General features: G+C 70.5%; 18 protein-coding genes. 6 read left to right on the top strand and 12 right to left on the bottom strand.

What is annotated here, in order from left to right; translation table 11 throughout:
* Positions 1–31 precede the first annotated feature (31 nt).
* From AB0J55_RS09370 to AB0J55_RS09355, 4 genes are all read right to left on the bottom strand, one after another.
* Positions 32–1,522, bottom strand: coding sequence for a hypothetical protein (locus AB0J55_RS09370; protein ID WP_364245071.1), 1,491 nt, complete (start codon positions 1,520–1,522; stop codon positions 32–34).
* Positions 1,523–1,533: 11 nt separating this feature from the next.
* On the bottom strand, positions 1,534–2,109 hold the full coding sequence (locus AB0J55_RS09365) for a DUF3558 domain-containing protein (RefSeq protein WP_364245069.1): 576 nt from the start codon (positions 2,107–2,109) through the stop codon (positions 1,534–1,536).
* A gap of 3 nt (positions 2,110–2,112) precedes the next feature.
* The gene (locus AB0J55_RS09360; RefSeq protein WP_364245066.1) at positions 2,113–2,559 is read right to left on the bottom strand and encodes a hypothetical protein; all 447 of its coding nucleotides are present in this window, start codon (positions 2,557–2,559) and stop codon (positions 2,113–2,115) included.
* 130 nt (positions 2,560–2,689) lie between these two features.
* Entirely contained in the window at positions 2,690–3,448 is a 759-nt protein-coding gene (locus AB0J55_RS09355) for an ESX secretion-associated protein EspG (RefSeq protein ID WP_364245063.1), read from the bottom strand.
* 105 nt (positions 3,449–3,553) lie between these two features.
* Between AB0J55_RS09355 and AB0J55_RS09350 the strand changes: the two genes are divergently transcribed.
* Entirely contained in the window at positions 3,554–3,799 is a 246-nt protein-coding gene (locus tag AB0J55_RS09350) for a hypothetical protein (protein ID WP_364245060.1), read from the top strand.
* 51 nt (positions 3,800–3,850) lie between these two features.
* Here AB0J55_RS09350 and AB0J55_RS09345 read toward each other — a convergent pair whose 3' ends face one another.
* Positions 3,851–5,770: a glycosyltransferase gene (locus AB0J55_RS09345; protein WP_364245058.1), complete on the bottom strand. Its 1,920-nt coding sequence runs from the start codon at positions 5,768–5,770 to the stop codon at positions 3,851–3,853.
* Positions 5,771–5,776: 6 nt separating this feature from the next.
* A complete protein-coding gene (locus tag AB0J55_RS09340; RefSeq protein WP_364245056.1) occupies positions 5,777–6,244 on the bottom strand; it encodes a GtrA family protein in 468 nt (155 codons plus the stop codon).
* A gap of 161 nt (positions 6,245–6,405) precedes the next feature.
* Here AB0J55_RS09340 and AB0J55_RS09335 point away from each other — a divergent pair, with 161 nt between their 5' ends.
* The 3 genes from AB0J55_RS09335 (at position 6,406) to AB0J55_RS09325 (ending at position 9,197) form a co-directional block, all read left to right on the top strand.
* Entirely contained in the window at positions 6,406–7,740 is a 1,335-nt protein-coding gene (locus tag AB0J55_RS09335; RefSeq protein WP_364245995.1) for an FAD-binding oxidoreductase, read from the top strand.
* The gene (locus AB0J55_RS09330; protein ID WP_364245054.1) at positions 7,737–8,492 is read left to right on the top strand and encodes a decaprenylphospho-beta-D-erythro-pentofuranosid-2-ulose 2-reductase; all 756 of its coding nucleotides are present in this window, start codon (positions 7,737–7,739) and stop codon (positions 8,490–8,492) included. The genes AB0J55_RS09335 and AB0J55_RS09330 overlap by 4 nt, the downstream gene beginning before the upstream one ends.
* Positions 8,493–8,582: 90 nt before the next feature.
* A complete protein-coding gene (locus AB0J55_RS09325; RefSeq protein ID WP_364245052.1) occupies positions 8,583–9,197 on the top strand; it encodes a VC0807 family protein in 615 nt (204 codons plus the stop codon).
* 48 nt (positions 9,198–9,245) lie between these two features.
* On the opposite strand, the gene AB0J55_RS09320 is transcribed toward AB0J55_RS09325, so the two are convergent.
* From AB0J55_RS09320 to glf, 5 genes are all read right to left on the bottom strand, one after another.
* Complete coding sequence (locus tag AB0J55_RS09320; RefSeq protein ID WP_364245049.1) at positions 9,246–10,763, bottom strand: hypothetical protein; 1,518 nt, start codon at positions 10,761–10,763, stop codon at positions 9,246–9,248.
* A 68-nt stretch (positions 10,764–10,831) separates the two neighbouring features.
* Entirely contained in the window at positions 10,832–11,515 is a 684-nt protein-coding gene (locus tag AB0J55_RS09315; protein ID WP_364245047.1) for a hypothetical protein, read from the bottom strand.
* Positions 11,516–11,625: 110 nt separating this feature from the next.
* Positions 11,626–12,591, bottom strand: a complete 966-nt coding sequence (locus tag AB0J55_RS09310) for a decaprenyl-phosphate phosphoribosyltransferase (protein WP_364245044.1) — start codon at positions 12,589–12,591, stop codon at positions 11,626–11,628.
* The gene (locus tag AB0J55_RS09305) at positions 12,588–13,106 is read right to left on the bottom strand and encodes a phosphatase PAP2 family protein (protein ID WP_364245042.1); all 519 of its coding nucleotides are present in this window, start codon (positions 13,104–13,106) and stop codon (positions 12,588–12,590) included. Before AB0J55_RS09305 ends, AB0J55_RS09310 begins: the two co-directional genes overlap by 4 nt.
* Positions 13,099–14,322, bottom strand: coding sequence for a UDP-galactopyranose mutase (gene glf, locus AB0J55_RS09300; RefSeq protein WP_364245040.1), 1,224 nt, complete (start codon positions 14,320–14,322; stop codon positions 13,099–13,101). Before glf ends, AB0J55_RS09305 begins: the two co-directional genes overlap by 8 nt.
* Positions 14,323–14,401: 79 nt before the next feature.
* Here glf and AB0J55_RS09295 point away from each other — a divergent pair, with 79 nt between their 5' ends.
* Positions 14,402–16,405 carry a DUF6541 family protein gene (locus AB0J55_RS09295; protein ID WP_364245038.1) on the top strand — a complete coding sequence of 668 codons (2,004 nt, stop codon included), beginning with the start codon at positions 14,402–14,404 and terminating at the stop codon, positions 16,403–16,405.
* A gap of 127 nt (positions 16,406–16,532) precedes the next feature.
* On the opposite strand, the gene AB0J55_RS09290 is transcribed toward AB0J55_RS09295, so the two are convergent.
* Entirely contained in the window at positions 16,533–17,414 is an 882-nt protein-coding gene (locus AB0J55_RS09290; RefSeq protein WP_364245035.1) for an LLM class flavin-dependent oxidoreductase, read from the bottom strand.
* Positions 17,415–17,565: 151 nt separating this feature from the next.
* Here AB0J55_RS09290 and AB0J55_RS09285 point away from each other — a divergent pair, with 151 nt between their 5' ends.
* Positions 17,566–18,363 carry an HAD family hydrolase gene (locus tag AB0J55_RS09285; RefSeq protein WP_364245993.1) on the top strand — a complete coding sequence of 266 codons (798 nt, stop codon included), beginning with the start codon at positions 17,566–17,568 and terminating at the stop codon, positions 18,361–18,363.
* Positions 18,364–18,367: the final 4 nt, after the last annotated feature.

Raw genomic sequence — 18,367 nt, 5'->3', positions numbered from 1 at the left:
GCGCGGTGCGGGGGCCCTTTTCGCGTTCGCCTTATTCGCCGATGACCGGCGGCGCGGTCCGCAGGTCGGTGCCGAAGACCTCGTCGGGATCGCCCTCGACCAGGTACGTCGGGCGCGAGTGCTCGGTGTCCTCGTCGCCTTCGCCCTTCTGGCCGCGGGCCAGGCCACCGCCGGGGCCCATGCCGCCACGACCGGCCGTGCCCGCGCCGAGCCCGCCCATCCCGCGGCCGGCCGCCGCCTCGGCGGCCCCGATCCCGCCGGGCCGGGCCGCCCCGGACGCGGCACCCGCGCCGGTCGCGTTGCCGGCGCCCGAGCCGCCGGGGCCGAAGCCACCGCCACCGCGTCCGCCGCCCCCGCCGACCTTGGAGTTGTAGGCCTCGTCGCCGCCGAAGTTCATCCCGCCCATCGGCATCGGGCTCATCGGCGGCATGCCCCCGAACTGCTGGTTCGGGTTCGACGTCGACGCGGCCGGCACCGAGCTGGGCGTGAAGCCGGACGGCGTGGTGGTGCCCGCCGGCATGAACCCCGCCCCGGTGGTCGAGCCGGGCCCGGAGATCGTGTGCCCGGCCGGGCCGCCGAGCGGCCCGGAGGTGTTGCCGGAGACGAAACCCTGAGCCGTGCCGCCCGGCGTGGTGCCCGGGTGCGAGCCCGGCATGTTCACGCTGGAGGGGTTGTTGATGCCGTTCTTGTCCCCGGTGCCGCCGGGGTCGTCACTGCCACCGCCGGTGCTGAAGCTGGGCGGCGGCGCGAAGGCGGGCTGCTTGGAGGCGGCCTCGTAGAGGTTCTTGTCGTAGGTCGCCATGACACTGGCGGCCTCGTCGTGCGCGGCCTGGCTGTCCTTCTGCTTCTGGATGGACTTGTCGACGTTTTCGGGCAGGTTGAACGGGTTGGACGTCGCCCACGACTTGAACTCGTCGCCCCAGCTGAAGGGGATGGGCGCGGGCATGGAGTTCTTCGCCGTGGCGGCGGCCTGGCCCTGCTGATAGATGGTCTCGGAGGCGAGCTTCGCGTTCTGGGAGTTGGCGTCGGACCACTTGCTCAAGCTGGTGAAGTACTGCTGCGCGTTCTCGGCCGCGGTGCCTTCCCAGGTGCCTTTCGAGGCGTTGACGGCAGCGGTCATCGACTGCGCGAACCGGTCGAAGACCTGGTGCACGTCGTGGTACGCGGTCGAGACCTGGGACACCTGCTCGACGTCCAGGTTGCTCTGGAGGTACGCCTGCAGCTGGGCGTGGTCGTTGCCCTTGTAGTCGGCGTTCGGTGCGTGCAGGCCCTCGACGTATTCGACGTCACGATCCTTGGTGGCGTTCTTGACGTTCTCGGCGCCCACTTGCTGCGACCGGTTCTTCGCCTGGGCGCGGGCCATGTAGTCCTGGACCCAGCCGAACAGCCAGTTGTCCGGGTCGACGCCCTCGTCGGCCTTCCGCTGCAGGTAGGCGTCCCGCTCGGCGGGCGCCATGTCCTGCACTTCCTGCGGCGACTTGTCCGGCGTCTTCGGCGGCCGCGCGCCCTGTCGCGTGCTCATCTGAACTCCCCTTACGCCTTGGGCAGTTTGGGCTCGACGATCTTCGTCGCCATGTCTTCGGCGATCTGGCAGGCCTTGGCGACGGTCTTGAGACCGGTCGCGTTCACGTCCACCCGCGCCTTGTCCCCCACCCCGAGGGCGACGGTGCAGCCCAGCGGCGCGTTGCTCGACGCCTCCTTGGCCGGGCGGCCGTTCACCGGGAGGTCCTTCACCCCGTTGCCCGTGTCGTTGACCGAGTCGAGCGGAGCGGTGTCGCGGATAGCGACGCTGAGAATCATGCCTTCTTCGCTCGGATCGGTGATCTTGTGCTGGTACCGGCAGACCCGGGCACCCCCGAGCTTCTGCTCGTCGGCGGGCTCGAACGAGGAGGCGTAGCCGCTGATGTCAGCCGAGGTCAGCAAGGTGCACGGCTGCAGGGAGGTGGTGGAAGCACTGCCCGGGTCGGCCGAACTCGAGTTCTCACTCGAGGGCGCGGCGGACTCCGAGCCGACCGGCGAGGCGGTTCCCGGCTGGGTGGTCGTGCAACCGGTCAGCAGGAAGGCACCGGCAGCGAGGGGCAAGATGGCCCGGGCGAGGAGTTTCATCATTCCCTAGTGCTTGTACTTCAAAGCGTCGAAGGCGGCGTTGTCGGACTCGTTGTACTTGGCGACGGCGATATCGAGCGCCTTGCCCGCCTGCTCGGCCAGGTTCTTGAGCTCTTCGAGCGCCATGCTCGCGGACCCCTCGACCTGCGCCGCACCCTTGTGGTCGTGTGCCGCGACGGTGTGCCCGTAGGGGTGGTTCCCCAGCTGCGGTGACTGGTTGAGGGTGTAGATGGAGTCCCCTCGGAGGTTGAGGTCGTTGATCAAGTCGGCCAGTGCCTTCTTGATCGGCGCCACGCCCTCGGGCGAGATCCGGAAGCCGCCGCCGTTGGCCGCGGCCAGCAGCTTCTGCGTCTCGGCCGTGGCCGCCTTCACGGCAGCGTTCATGGCGCCCGAAGAGAACGGGTTGACGATGTCGGAAATCGAGCCGCCGCCCCCGCCGTCAGCTATCAGCATCGCTGTTCCACCCCGAATCGCTTCGCCCGTGCGTGTGCACCCGGGAGTCTACTAGCCGGGCACCCAGCGCAACGGCTGTTCACCGCTCTTCACTTCGGACGCATCGGCCCCGCGGCCGGTTCCGCGATGCTCAGAACTGGCCTTCGAGCTGGGCGTACAGCTGCTGGGCCAGCCGGGCGTTGTCCGCCGGGGCGTAGGTGATCCAGCGCTGGCCGTCCGCCGCCGCGCGGGAGGACATCAGCCAGCGGCCGCTCGGGGTGTCGAACCAGGCCAGGGGCGGGTGGGTGGCGCCGCGGGTCTGGGCCGTGAACTGGCCCACCCGCTTCTTCGGCTCCTGGAACACGCGCTCGATCATGCGGACCTGCGGGCCGCCGCTGCCGCTGTGCGACCGCGGGGCGCTGACGCCCGCGAACGGGTCGTAGGCGTCGTCGCGGCGGCGGGGCTGCTGGACGGGCCGGGAAATCGTCACCGACTGGCCGGGCGCCGCGGGGGTCAGCGGGAGCAGGTCGACGATCGCCGGGACGATGCCCGTCGGGCGGACCTCCTCGAATACGATGAGGTTTTCCTTCTGGTGGGCCAGCACCGCGAACTGGCCGTCGGACGCCACCCGCGCGAACAGGTGGCGATCGCCCAGCTCGGCCGCCGCGCCGATGGTCACGCTGCCGCGGGCGAACGTGGCCAGGGCCAGCTCGGCATCGGCGTCCAGGCGGCCGCGGTTCCACAGCCCGCGGCCGGTCAGGTCGCGGACCACGGCGTCGCGGATCATCGCGCGCTGCTCGACCGTCGTGCCGACGTGCGGGACCTCGAACGGCGTCGGCGCGCGGCCCAGCCCGAGCTGCTCCAGCAGGATGTCCACCGCCGCCAGCGACAGCGAGAACGAGTGCGGCATTCGCTTCCAACCCCCCGCGGATGAGTCCGGCCTTCGCGAAAACCGTAGCTCCGCCCTCAGCGAACCTGCTTGCCGGGGCAAGATCGCCGCTGGTCCGATGGACGCATGGCTGACCAGAAACCCGCACTCGTGCTGCACCTGGCGACCGGCGGCGAACCGCTGCTGTTCGCGCTCACCACCCAAGAATCCGGCAAGCTGGCGGGCCGGCTCACCCAGCTCGTGAAGGCAGGCGCCGTCGAATCGGTGACCACCAAGGACGACTCGGTGGTCGCGGTCAACTTCGCCCACGTCGCCGCGGCCTACATCGACGACCTCAACCGCAAGAGCAAAGTCTTCGGCCTGCACGCGTGAAACGACGAAGGCCGCCTCACGACGTACGTGAGACGGCCTTCGCGAAGAACGTCAGAGCTTGTACAGGCGCTTCCAGTTCTCACGCGAGGTGAGCTCCGGCATGGCCCGCTTGTACTGCTCCTGCACCGCCGCGCCTTCCTTGCGCAGCCGCTGGACGACCTTCGCGCCGCGCTTGGCCAGGTCGAACATCTTCGCGCGGTCGTAGGACCGGACGCGGACACCCTCCTGGCTGGCGTCGGTGACGACCGCGGTGTCGAACAGCGCGATATGCCACCAGTTCGCCTCGTCGATCGGCACCGCGCCGAGCCCGAAGCGGCTGCGGCCGAGCACGCGGTCGAGGACCCGCTTGATCAGCACCAGGCGCTGCATGCTGGGCCGCGGCGCGCTGTTGATGATGCCGATGTCGTTGGACGCGATGCCCGGGACGTCGGTCGCCTTGTGGCGCTTGGTCTCCGGGTACTCGTCGCGGATCCGGCGGATCTCCTTCATCGCCTCGACACCGCCGTCACGCAGGACTTCCGGGCCCTTCAGGAAGTCTTCGACGGCCTTGATCAGCGTCGCCGACAGGCCGTACTGCATGCCGAGCAGGTAGCGCACCAGCTGCGCGAGCAGCACGCGCGAAAGCAGGTTCAGGTTGAACGGCGAGTGCAGCGCCGCGGTGATGATCGAGTTGCGCAGGTTGAAGTACCGGTGCCACTCGTCCCAGTCCTTCATGTGGAAGTCGGCGTGCCACACGCCCGCACCTGGCAGGGTGACGGTCGGGAAGCCGTGCGCGCGGGCCCGGTAGGAGTACTCGGCGTCGTCCCACTGGAAGAAGAACGGCAGCGGGTAGCCGGTGGCCTGGACGACCTCGTAGGGGATCAGGCACGACCACCAGCCGTTGTAACCGGCGTCGAGCCGGCGCTCCTGGCGGTTCGGCTTCAGCGTCTCCTCGTCCACGCCGAGCAGGTCGGCGGTGGACAGCGAGTGCTCGACCGGCTGGCCGGGCTCCAGCGTGTTCAGCCGGGCGTACTCGGCGCCGACGTGCAGCTGGTTCGGGTGGAACAGGTTGAGCATCTGGCCGCCGACGATGATCGGGTTGGCGGCGCGGTTCGAGAACGCCGTCATCCGGATCACCAGGTCCGGCTCGAGCAGCACGTCGTCGTCCATGAACAGGACGTTCGCGTGCTCGGTCGCGGTGTGCCCGGCCACCTCGAAGAGGCCGCGGGTGAAGCCGCCGGCGCCGCCGAGGTTCGGCTGCTTGATGTAGTGCAGCTTGTCGGCGAGGTCCTTGGCGACCTGCTCGAAGCCGTCACGCGACTCGACGAGGTCGGTGCCCTGGTCGGCGACGTAGATGGCGTCCAGGGTCTCCAGCGAGGAGACGTCCGCGGCGAGGGCCTGCAGGTTCTTCAGGCAGTCGTCGGCGCGGTTCATCGTGCAGATGGTCACCGCGGTCGGGCGGATCTTCTCCGGGGCCTCGACCGTCCAGCGGACCTGCTCGACGCGCAGCGTCTGGCCGCCCTCGGTCTCGAGGTCCAGCCAGAGCGCGCCGCCGTCGTAGAACTTGTCGAGCTTGCCGGTCAGCGAGACCTTCGCCTGCTTGGCGTCCTTGACCTGCTCGGCGGCGACCACGCGGGGCTCGCCCTCGACGTCGGAGGCGCCCATCGACAGCAGGCCGGTGCCGGTGATGACGGCCTCGACCGAGACCTCGGTCACCGTCGTCCAGCGCTGCCAGTAGCTGGCCGGGAAGCGGCCGAAGTACGTGTTGCCCGACACCTTGGACGCGGGCTCGAGCGTGATCGACGCCCGTTCCCGCACGGCCGCGCCCCACTCGAGCTCGGCATACAGGTCCTTGCTGACGATCGGCGCCGGGCCGGCGTAGAGCCCGCGCTGCGCCGTCAGGCGGCCCTGCGGGGTGTGCTCGGTGAACCGCGTCTCGGCGGCCGCGCCGGCTTCGGTGGTCGGCGCCGGGGTGGCTGTTTTACCGGGCATGGTCCCTCAGTTCTCCTTGGTCGACGGCTCGCGGAACACGACCCACTTGAGCATCACGAAATTGATCACGGTGGCGGTGGCCTGCGACACGGCCCAGCACAGGGTGTGCTGCCAGGCGGACTCCGGCAGCACGTGCAGCATCAGCTGGTTCACCCCGACCGCGACGAAGAACGTCACGGTGTAGAGCAGGACGAACGAGCCGATCTGCGCCTTGCCGTCGCGGCGTCCCCCGGCGAAGGTGAACTTCCGGTTCAGGAAGAACGCCGTGGTCGTGCCCACGATGAAAGAGATAGCGCGGGCGATGTCGACCCACGGTGAGGTGGCCATCCCGGCCACCTGGGTCAGCAGCGTGTAGGTGCCCAGGTCGACCAGGGCGCAGAAGCCCCCGATCAGGGCGAAGCGGATGAGCTGGCCAAGAAGTCCAGGGGAGGACTGAGCAGCCGCTACGTCGGCTTGCGGATCGGTCGCCACCACTGCATTACCTCGATACCTGAGTCACGGTCACCCGCGCGGGCGCTTGTGCCTTGATGCGCAAAGTGTAGAAGCGGGCACTTCAGGGTCACGTTCCGGGCGTCGGTCGGCGTGGCTACCCTGGTCGGGTGACCCACGTACCCAATACACAGCGTCGCACGCTCATGGGCTGGGCGCGGACCGCACCGACCACCGCCGACGTGCTGACCACCTCCGACGTGGAGGAGATCGCGCGCGCCGTGGCTCAGGCGGGTGCACGCGGCGTGATCGCCCGCGGCCTCGGCCGGTCCTACGGCGACCCGGCGCAGAACGCCGGCGGCCTGGTCGTCGACATGACGGCGCTGAACCGGATCCACTCGATCGACCCGGACAGCGCGCTGGTCGTCGTCGACGCCGGGGTCAGCCTCGACCAGCTGATGCGCGAGGCGCTGCCGTACGGCCTGTGGGTCCCGGTGCTGCCCGGCACGCGCCAGGTGACCATCGGCGGCGCGATCGCCAACGACATCCACGGCAAGAACCACCACAGCGCGGGCAGCTTCGGCAACCACGTCGTGTCGATGGACCTGATCACCGCCGACGGCCGGATCCGCACGCTGACGCCGGAGGGCCCGGACGCCGAGCTCTTCTGGGCGACCGTGGCCGGCATCGGCCTGACCGGCATCATCGTCCGGGCCACCATCCGGATGACGAAGACCGAGACCGCGTACTTCCTCGCGGACAACGAGCGCACGAACAACCTCGACGAGACGCTGGAGCTGGTCAGCAACGGCTCCGACGACAACTACACGTACTCGTCGGCGTGGTTCGACACGATCTCCACCGGCTCGAAGCTCGGCCGCGCCGCCTTCGGCCGGGGGTCACTGGCCAAGCTGGACGAACTGCCGCCCAAGCTGCGCGCGAACCCGCTGAAGTTCGACGCCCCGCAGCTGGCGACGCTGCCGGACGTCTTCCCGAACGGCCTGGCCAACAAGCTGACCTTCGGTGCCATCGGCGAGCTGTACTACCGCAAGACGCCGAAGGCCGCCCGCGGCGTCATCCAGAACCTGACCGCCTTCTACCACCCGCTCGACATGTTCGGCGAGTGGAACCGGGCCTACGGCTCGAAGGGCTTCCTGCAGTACCAGTTCTCGACGCCGCTCAACGCGCACGAGCCGCTGCGGAAGATCGTCAAGAAGATCGCCGAGTCGGGGCACGTGTCCTTCCTCAACGTCTTCAAGCGGATGGGCGAGGGCAACGCGGCGCCGCTGTCGTTCCCGCACCCGGGCTGGATGGTCTGCGTCGACTTCCCGATCAAGGACGGCCTGAGCCGGTTCTGCCAGGAGCTCGACGAAGACGTCCTGGAGCTGGGCGGCCGGCTGTACACCGCGAAGGACTCGCGCACCTCGCCCGAGACGTTCGCGAAGATGTACCCGCGGCTCGAAGAGTGGCGCAAGGTGCGCGCGTCCATTGACCCCGAAGGCGTTTTCGCCTCTGACATGAGCCGGAGGCTCGAACTGTGATCGACGCGGTGGGCAACCCCCAGTCCCTGCTCCTGCTCGGCGGCACGTCCGACATCGCGCTGGCGATCGCCGAGAAGTACCTGGCCGAGAAGCCCCTGCGGGTGGTGCTGGCGGCCCGGCCGTCGCCCCGCCTCGACGCGGCCGCGCAGCGCCTGAAGGACCGCGGCGCCGAGGTGTCCACAGTGGACTTCGAGGCCGCGGACACGGCGTCGCACCCGGCCGTGCTGGCCAAGGCGTTCGAGGGCGGCGACATCGACGTGGCGGTGGTCGCGTTCGGCCTGCTCGGCGACCCGGAGGAGGTCTGGCAGGACCACGCGAAGGCGGTCGAGCTGGCCACGGTGAACTACACGGCGGCGGTGTCGGTCGGCGTGGCGCTGTCGGAGCACCTGAAGGCCCAGGGCCACGGCACGGTGATCGCGCTGTCGTCGGTGGCGGGCGAGCGCGTCCGCCGGTCCAACTTCGTCTACGGCTCGACCAAGGCCGGCTTCGACGGGTTCTACCTGGGCCTCGGCGAGGCGCTGGCGCCGTTCGGCGTGCAGGTGACCGTGGTTCGCCCCGGGCACGTCAAGACGAAGATGACCGAGGGCCTGAAGGACGCTCCGCTGGCGCAGACGGCTTCGCAAGTCGCCGAGATCGCGGTGGGCGCGGCTCGTGCGGGCAAGGACCTGGTGTGGGCGCCGGCCCAGTTCCGCCTGGTGATGTCGGCGCTGCGGCACGTCCCGCGGCCGATCTTCCGCAAGCTGCCGATCTGAGGCCTCCACCCGGGGGTTGACGCGCGGTTCCATCCGGGACCGGCCCGCACGCCGATGTGCGCACCAGGGGCATCGCAACAGACTGTCGCCATGGTGAACACGACGAGCGACCGCGGTGGGCTGACGATGCTGCTCCGCGACGCCGCTCTCCCGATGGCCCTGTACTACGTCCTGCGCTCCTTCGAGGTCGCCCCGCTGTGGGCGCTGCTGGTCAGCGCCGTCCCGCCGGTGCTGCGGACCGGGTACGTCCTGGTGCGGCACCGGCGGATCGACCCGATCAGCGCGTTCGTGCTGGCCGTGCTGCTCGTCAACGCCACGGTGGCGGTGCTCTCCGGCGACGCCCGGCTGCTGCTCGTCCGCAGCGCGTGGATCACGCTGCCGCTCGGCGCGGCCATGCTGGCCAGCCTGGTCGTCGGGCGGCGGCCGCTGCTGTTCCAGGCGGTGTGCGCTTTCCAGCCCGCCCGCGCCGAGGCTCTCGACCGGCTGTGGGGCGTTTCCCGGGCGTTCCGCGAGCGGTGGCGCTCGGCCACGCTGTGGTGGGGCGCCGGCTGCCTGCTGCTGGGGTGCGCGGTCGTCGTGCTGGCGTTCACCCTGCCGGTGGACATCGTGCCGTTCCTCGACACCGCGCTGACCGTCGGCAGCGTGCTCCTCGGCGTGAAGCTGACGCGGCAGCGGCTGGGCATCAACCGGACGGCGGATGCGTGACGCGCTGATCCGCGACGGCACGCGCAACCGGCTGTTCCGAGGGCGGGATCAGCTGCCCGCCGCGTGGGCGGGCACCAGGTACAGGTTCTGGCTGCCCATCCACGGCGAGTCGATCCGCCAGCTCGCCAGCGCCGCCGGCGGGGGTGCGCGGCGGGTCGTCGCCAGGACCAGGTCCGGGCTGAGCGGGGCCACGCTGTGGTCGAAGTTGTGGAAATTCGCCTCCAGCAGCGCCCGGCCGAGGTCGCCGCTGCGGCGCTTCGTCTCGGTGATCGCCGGGTCCACCGCGCCGCGGTCGGAGAACTCGTCGACCAGCTCGCAGTCGCAGGCGTACGCCAGTGCGCCGACTTCGCCCGCCGTCTCGACCTTGCGGCCGTGGGCGATCGCCGCCAGCTCCTGGCCGATTTCGCGGTACTCCGTCGTCGACGCGTGGTTGCTGGTGATCGGGGCGAACTGGCGCGGGAGACCCGGCAGCGCGTACACCGCGACGCTCGCCGCGAGCACCGCGCCGGCCGCCGTCCACGTTCCGCGGCGGACCCGCTCCGGCGCCGCTGACACGCAGGCGGCGAGGAAGATCGTCGCACCGATGATGCTCGGCGCGTAGTACCAGTGGTAGGGCGGCACGCCCAGCTGGCTGTACGCCACGTAGTGCAGCGCCGCCGCGATGGCGAGCGCCGCGAACGGGGTCAGCCGGCGGGCGGTCACGGAGCCGCGGCGGTACTGGACGAGCCAGGCCACCCCCGCCAGGCCCGCGAGCAGTATCGGCAGGAACGACAGCGTGGCCGCGGCCGGGAAGTTGCGCCAGTACAGCAGCGGGCCGTTGGTGAAGCTGAACGGTCCCCACGGCTGCTGGCTCATCTTGATGACGAGCGTGTCCGGCACGGCCGAGCCGAGCACCACCCAGCTGAACCCGAACCACGGCAGCGTGACGGCGAGCGCCGCGAAGGCCGTCCGCCAGATCCCGTCCCAGAACTCGCGGCGGGCGGCGAACAGCACCGCGGCGATCAGCAGCAGGTCGATCCGGACCAGCGCGAGCAGCCCCACGACGACGCCCAGCCGTCCCGCGTGCCGCTCTTGCGCGTAGACCAGCGTCCACACCACACCGGTGGCCCCGAGCGCCACCTCCAGGCCGACCGAGGACAGCAGCAGCGGGTTGACCAGCAGCAACGCGAAGGTCAGCGGCGCGAAGGTGGCCGGCAGCCCGCGGCGTTCGCCGAGGCGGCGCAGGCCGAGCACGAGCAGCACCTGCGCGGCGACGAACACGATCCCGGCGGCCAGCACGGCGTCGCGCACGACGAACGTGACCGCGCCGAGGGCCAGGACGTTCAGCGGGGACGTCGCGGTGTTCGCCGTGCCCTGTTCGATCAGGCCCCAGTGGCCGTGGAAGGCGAGGTTCTTCGCGTAGGACAGCGTGATGTAGGTGTCATCGATGAGATGGCTGCTGACCAGGGCGAACACCAGCGCGGAAGCGGCTGCGGCGCCGGCCGGCAGGGCCCACGAGCGGGCGACGGGGACGGCCACCGGCAGCGCACGGACGGCTTTGGGGAGTTCTGCGGAGGCGCTTCGCATCCCGGACACCGTACCTCGTCCGTGATGCTTTCGTGATCTGAGCGAGGTAGGGGTGGCCGAGGCCACAGTCAGATGCCGTCTCCGGAGCTGCCGCTGTTGCTGTTGTTGCCTCGGCCGCCGAAGCCGGGGCCGCGTCCGCTGAAGCCCTGGTTGCCGTTGGGGCCGTCGTACTGGCGGTGGATGCCGGGGCGGCCGTCGTGGGAGCCGTGGTGGGTCGCGGCGGCGATCCCGCCGACGATGCCGCCGCCGACCAGCAGCCCGAGCAAGCCGACGCCGACCAGCTGGGTGGCGCGGTGGCCGACGAACCGGCGGAACCCGCCGGGCTGCCGGGGAGCAGGCGCACCCCAGGCGTAGGTGTGGCCGGGCCCGGGCTGGGAGAGCTGCGGAGTGGGCGGGGCTTGCTGCCCGTGGACGGCGGTCTGGTCAGCGGGCGCCTGCGCGGCACCCTCACCGGACGCGGCGGCGGGCTGACCGGGGGTCGCGGGGCCGGCCGCGCCTTGCGCAGCGGCCGCACTGGGGGAAGCCGGGGCCTCGCCCTGACCCGTGGCTGCAGGGCCGGGTGCGGCCGACTGGCTCGCGGCTGCGGGACCCGCCGCACCTTGCGCGGCGGGCGCGCTGGGGAGCGCTTGAGTTGCGGCTTCCCCTTGGCCCGCCGGGTCGCCCTGGGCCGCGGGTGGCGGGACCGTGGGCTGCACCGCTGTCGGCTGGTCGGCCCCGGCCGGGGGCTTCTCCTCGCGCGGCTGGTCGTTCATGGTCGCTCCTGTGGTCACGGGGACGGGCGCAGTGCCCGCCCCCACCACCTCAGGGTGCGCCGCTCAGCTGTGCGTCAGCTGAAACGAACCTGTCGATCCGCCATGAGCGCTCACAGGTAGAACGCCAGGAACAGCGTGATCACCCAGCTCGCGCCGAGCACCTGGAGGATGCGGTCCTTGAGCGCGATCTCCTCGGGTTCGCCCGCGATGCCGCCGTCGACGTCCACCGCGTACCGGAGCACCGCCACCAGGAACGGGACCATCGAGATCAGCGCCCACACCGAGTTGTGCTCGGTCTGGCGGATCTCGAACGCCCACAGGCAGTACGACATGATCAGGATCGCCGCCGACGTCGCCCAGACGAACCGCAGGTAGCTGGCCGAATACTTCTTCAGCGACGAGCGGATCTTCGCGCCGGTGCGCTCGAACAGCATGATCTCCGCGTAGCGCTTGCCCGCCACCATGAACAGCGAGCCGAACGCCGTGACCAGCAGGAACCACTGCGAAAGCGCGATGCCGCCCGCGACACCGCCGGCAATGGACCGCATCAGGAAGCCCGAGCCGACGATGGCCAGGTCGACCACCGGCTGGTGCTTGAGGCCGAAGCAGTAGCCGAGCTGGACGGCCTCGTAGACGCCCAGCACGACCGCCAGCTGCCAGCTGGCCAGGAACGACACGCCGAGGCCGGCCAGGAAGAACACGACCGCGGCCCCGTACGCGACAGGGACCGGCACGATCCCGGCCGCGATGGGCCGGTTGCGCTTGGTCGGGTGGGCCCGGTCGGCCTCGACGTCGATGGCGTCGTTGATGAGGTAGACCGAGCTCGCCGTCAGCGAAAAGGCCACGAAGGCGATGATCGCGTCGATCAGGAGACCGGTGCGGTCGGTCGACTTCGAGAACGCGAAGAACGGGGCCGCGAAGACCAGGACGTTCTTCACCCACTGCCGCGGCCGCGCCGTCTTGATGACGCCGCCGACCAGGCCCAGCGGGCCACGTGCCACCGCATCCGGGGTCTCCGGAGCCTCAGGAGTCACGGCAGTTTCGTCGCTGTTGCGCTGCTCGGTCGTTTCGCTCATGGGTTCTTCTTCAGCTTCCGTCGTATCAGTCCACCGACGAGCCCCCCGAGAGCTGCACCGGCCAGAACGTCTGTCGGATAGTGAACGCCGAGCACGAGCCTCGAGGCCAGCATCGGCGGTACCAGGGCGGGCACCAGGTTACGCCCGGTCAATCCGGAGTAGAGCACCGCCGCCGCCGTGGTGGACGTCGCGTGCGACGACGGGAAGCTCAGCTTGCTCGGCGTACCGACCAGGACCTCCACGCTCGGGTGGTCCGGTCGCGGCCGCCTGACCACGCGTTTCACCGCGATCGACGCCGCGTGCGCCCCGACGACCCCGGTCGCCGCGACCAGCCAGTCCTTGCGCCGCTTCTTGTCGACCGCGGCGCCGAGCAGGCCGAGCGCGAACCACCCGGCACTGTGCTCGCCGAAGTGGGAAAGGCCGCGCGCAGCCTTCACCGAAGCTTCACTCTTCAGAAAGCCCTGCGCCTTCGCGAGGACCGCCACCTCTCCGGTGGCCTGCCCCTTCTCAAGCATCGAGGGACCCGTCGAGCGGCGCGCCGTCGGTCAGGTGCGGGGCGATCTTGTTGTCGAACGCCGACAGCGCCGACCCGATGGCCATGTGCATGTCGAGGTACTTGTAGGTGCCCAGCCGGCCGCCGAACAGGACGTTCTTCTCGCGCGCCTCTTTCTTGGCCAGCTCGCGGTAGGCCTCGAGCTTCTCGCGGTTCTCCGGCGTGTTGATCGGGTAGTACGGCTCGTCGTTCTCGCCCGCGAAGCGCGAGTACTCGCGGAAGATGACCGTCTTGTCCTTCGGGTAGTCCCGCTCCGGGTGGAAGTGGCGGAACTCGATGATCCGGGTGTACGGGACTTCCTGGTCGTTGTAGTTGACGACCGAGGTGCCCTGGAAGTCGCCGGTCGGCGCGACCTCGGACTCGAAGTCGACCGTGCGCCAGGTGAACTTGCCCGCCGAGTAGCCGAAGTAGCGGTCCAGCGGCCCGGTGTAGACGGTCGGGGTGCCCGCCGGGATGTGCTCGCGGACGTCGAAGTAGTCGACGTTCAGCCGGATCTCGATGTTCTCGTGCTCGGCCATCTTCTCGAGCCACGCGGTGTACCCGTTGACGGGCAGGCCCTCGTAGGTGTCGTTGAAGTACCGGTTGTCGAAGTTGTACCGGACCGGCAGGCGCGTGATGATGTTCTCGCCGAGGTTCTTGGGGTCGTTCTCCCACTGCTTGGCGGTGTAACCCTTGATGAACGCCTCGTAGAGCGGGCGGCCGATCAGCGAGATGGCCTTTTCCTCGAGGTTCTGCGCGTTGGCGGTCTCGAACTCCGACGACTGCTTGGCGATGAGCTCGCGGGCCTCGTCCGGGGTGTGGGACTTGCCGAAGAACTGGTTGATCAGGGCCAGGTTCATCGGGAACGAGTAGACCTGGTCCTTGACCCGCGCGAAGACGCGGTGCTGGTAGTTCGTGAACTCGGTGAACCGGTTCACGTACTCCCACACGCGCTTGTTCGACGTGTGGAACAGGTGCGCGCCGTACTTGTGCACCTCGATCCCGGTCTCCGGGTCCGGCTCCGAGTACGCGTTGCCACCGAGGTGGCTGCGCCGCTCCAGGATCAGGACCTTCTTGCCCAGCTCCGCCGCGGCTCGTTCGGCGACCGTCAGGCCGAAGAAGCCGGACCCGACGACGACGAGGTCGTAACCTGCGAAATCGTCTTCAGTAATCTGTGCGGGGTTCGTGTGCGCGCTCACGGGCGTCGAGGGTACGGGGGTCGCGAACCCGGCCCGCACCCGACTATCACATTTCGGCCTACGACACACCTGGAAAGCAGTGCCTGCACCCGAGGACTTCTGGAGCTACTTCGCCGCGGTGGCCACCTACGTGGCCGTGCTGGCGGTCCCCGGCGGGCTCGTCGGGTGGGCCGCCGGCCTGCGCGGCTGGGCCCTGGCCGGGCTCGCGCCGCTGCTCAGCTACGCCATCACCGGCCTGGCCGGCCCGTGGCTGGCCATCGCGCACATCCCGTACGGCTCGCTCAGCGTCGCCGCGCTCACCCTGCTGCTCGCCGCCGTGCTGTACGGCCTGCGCCGGCTGGCCATGGCGCGCGGCTGGCTCACGCCGGACACCGGGGAACCGACGTGGACGCGCCGGGCGCACCTGGCCGTCGGGGCCTGCGTCGCCGTCGCCGTCGCGGTGTCGATCGTCGTGGTCGTCACCGGCCGCGGCGGGACGACGGCGGTGTTCCAGCGCTGGGACACCGTGTTCCACGCGAACGGCATCCGCTACATCGCCGAAACCGGCGACGGCTCCCTGACCGGCATGGGCACGATCAACTGGTACCCGGCCGGCTCCTTCTACCCGAACGCCTACCACTTGGTCGGCGCCCTGGTCTACGAGCTGTCCGGGACGTCGATCCCGGTCACGCTGAACGCGATCACGATGCCGATCGCCGGGCTGTTCGCGCTGGCCATGGCCGCGCTGGTGCGCCAGCTCGGCGGCCGCGCGGTGTTCGCCGGCAGCGCCGCGCTGGTCGCGGGCGGCGCGACGACCGGGGCGTACGAGTCGGTGTCGAGCGGCCTGCTGCCGTTCGCGCTCGGCATCGTGCTGACGCCGCTGGCGGTGATCGGGCTGCAGCGGTTCCTCGCGCGGCCGGGGATCGACACCGGCGCGGTGCTGGCTTTGAGCGCGACCGGGCTGCTCGCCGCCCACTCGAGCGCACTCTTCGGAGCCATCCTGTTCGCGTTCCCGCTGGTGGTGCAGCGCTGGTATCGGGCGGTGCGCGGCCGCCGCGTCGACGGTGTCCCGGAGGGCAGGCCCGCCTGGCGGGTCGTCGGCGGCGACGTCCTGCGGATGCTGCCGGTGATGGTCGTCGCCGGGCTGGTGTCCGCGCCGATGATCCTCGGCGCGATCGGCTTCACCTCCGGCTCGTACCCGTACCACGCCTGGGGCTCGCACATGCCGGTGTGGAAGGCGCTGGCCATGCTGGCCACGTTCAAGCAGGTGCTGCCGGTCCCGCAGATCTGGCTGACGGTGTTCCTGGCGATCGGCGTGCTGACGCTGGCGGCGCTGCGGCGGATGCGCTGGCTGGTGCTCTCCGCGCTCGGGCTGTCGGCGTTGTTCGTGGTCGTCGCGTGCTTCGGCGGCGAGGACTGGGTGATCAGCCTGTCGCGGCCCTGGTGGAACGACCGGTTCCGGCTGATGGCGCTGGCCTCGATCCCGCTGTGCCTGCTCGCCGCGCACGGCATGAGCGAGACCCAGCGGTGGCTGGCGAAGCTCGCGAGCGGCCGCGCCTGGGTGCGCGCGCGGCCGTGGCTGACCGGCCGGGTCGGGCTGGCGACGGCGGTGCTGCTGGTCGTCGCGATGGGCGTGCTGACCGGCGGGTTCTACCGCGCGGCCAACGCCAAGACGGTGTCGCTGCTCTACTACAACGGCCTGCCCGGCGAGGTGGTCCCGCCGGTCAGCCAGGACGAGATCGACGCGATGGACCACCTCGGCACGCTCGGCATCCCCGCCGACCAGAAGGTGCTCAACGACCGGCTCGACGGCACGGCCTGGATGTACGCGCTGACCGGCGTGCACCCGGTGGCCGGCCACTACGACGCCGGCGTGGCCCCACCGGACGCCCTCTACCTGGCCCAGCACTTCGCCGACTACGACACCGACCCCGAAACGCGCGCGGCCGTCCGCCGGCTGAACATCCACTACGTGCTGGTCGGCAGCGGCACCATCCGCCGGGACACGCCCATCGCGCGGGGCCTGCAGCACCTGGACGGGCACGACTTCCTGCAGGTCGTCTACCGGAACCCGGGTGCGGTCATCTACCGGATCGTGAAGTAGGACGCCCTCGCGGCCGCGGCGCCCCACCGCGGCCACGAGGGCTTTCGCACCCCCGGGGCGTTTGCCTGTACCGACGCCCGAGGGGCGGCAATCGGTTTCCCGATCACCCCGATGTCACTCGTTCGGACTAGCGCAGCTCCGGCAGGACGTCGCTCGCCACCTGCTCCAGGACGGCTTCGCGGCCCTCGTACGGCGACGACGACCGCGGCCAGTGCGAGATGACGTCGGTGAACCCGAGCTCCTCCGCCCGGCCCACGGCGTCGCGGAACGCCTCCACGCTGCTCAGCGAGAACACCGGCGACGCGTCCAGGCTGAGGTGCCGCTGGATGCTCGCGCGGTCGCGGCCCGCCGCGTCCAGCCGCCGGTCGAAGAGCTCGGTGAGCTCCTTGATGCCGGCCCACCACTCGTCGGCCGTCGCGCCGCCCTTGCCGGTCGTGACCCAGCCCGCGCCGAAGCGGGCGGCGAGGGTCATCGTGCGCGGCCCGTTCGCCGCGACGACGAACGGCAGCCGCGGCCGCTGGACCGGGCCCGGCAGGTTGCGGGCCTCGCGGGCCCGGTAGTACTCGCCCTCGAAGTCGAACTTGTCGGTCATCAGCAGCCCGTCGAGGGCCTCGACGAACTCGGTGAAGCGGTCCGCGCGCTGCTTGGGCGTCAGCTCGGGGGCGTCGAGCACCGCGCCGTCGTAGTGGAGGTGGTCGACGCCCGCGCCGACGCCCAGGACGAGCCGGCCGTCGGAGACGTCGTCGAGGGTGTTGAGCTCGCGCATGAACGGGACGGGGTGGCGGGCGACCGGCGAGGCCACGAACGTGCCGAGCCGGATGCGGGACGTCACCATCGCCGCTGCGGTCAGGGTCGGGATGGCGGAGAACCACGGCCCGTCGACCAGGTTTCTCCAGCCGAGGTGGTCGTAGGTCCAGGCGTGGTCGAAGCCGTACTCCTCGGCGGCACGCCATTTCGGCTCGGCGGCCCACCAACGATCTTCCGGAAGAATGACGATGCCAACTCGCACGATGCGAAAAGTAACAGTGAAGCGAAGCTTCTCCGTTGAGGGTGGCGGCGGGGAGGAAGGCGGAGACTATCGGTCACCACCGACAGTCGCACGGATGGGAACGTCTTCGCCCGAACGAGTCAGGGACAATGGCCGGGTGGAGAGACCCCAGTTGATCGCGTCCGACGTCGACGGCACCCTGCTCGGCCCCTCCGAATCCCTGACCGGCCGCACCATCGCCACCGTCCGCCGGGCGATCGAGGCGGGGGTACCGTTCGTGCTGGCCACCGGGCGGCCGCCGCGCTGGATCGCGCCCGTGGCCGGGCCCCTCGAACTGACCGGGTACGCGGTGTGCGCGAACGGCGCCGTCCTGTACGACTGCGGCCGCGAGGAGGTCGTCGCGGTGCACGGCCTGCTGCGGCCGGAGCTGCTCCACGACATCGCGCACGCACTGGACAAGGCCCTGCCGGGCTGCCGGCTGGCCACCGAGCGCGTCGGCACCGACGCCGACCACGACATGCGCAACTTCGTTATCGAGCCGGACTACCACAACCCGTGGGGCGACGGCGAAGGCCGCACGGCGCCGCGGGCCGAGGTGCTCGGCCACCCGGCGATCAAGTTGCTGGTGAGCCACCGGGGGATGTCGTCGGCCGAGATGGCGGACGCGGTGACCGCACTGTTCGGCCGGGAGGTCGACGTCACGTACTCGTCGTCGGGCGGCCTGGTGGAGCTGTCCGCTCACGGCATCACCAAGGCGACCGGCCTCGCCGACGTCGCCGAGCGGCTCGACGTCGGGCCGGGGCAGGTCATCGCGTTCGGCGACATGCCCAACGACGTCGAGATGCTCCGCTGGGCCGGCCACGGCGTCGCGATGGAGAACGCGCACCCGCGGCTGCTCGCGGTGGCCGACGAGGTCACCGGGCCGGCCGGTGAGGACGGCGTCGCGCAGGTCCTCGAGCGCTGGTTCTGACGTT

Origin of the sequence: Amycolatopsis sp. NPDC049688 (assembly GCF_040674975.1) — a bacterium.
GTDB lineage: Bacteria > Actinomycetota > Actinomycetes > Mycobacteriales > Pseudonocardiaceae > Amycolatopsis.
This window is presented reverse-complemented; position numbering and strand designations above follow the sequence as displayed.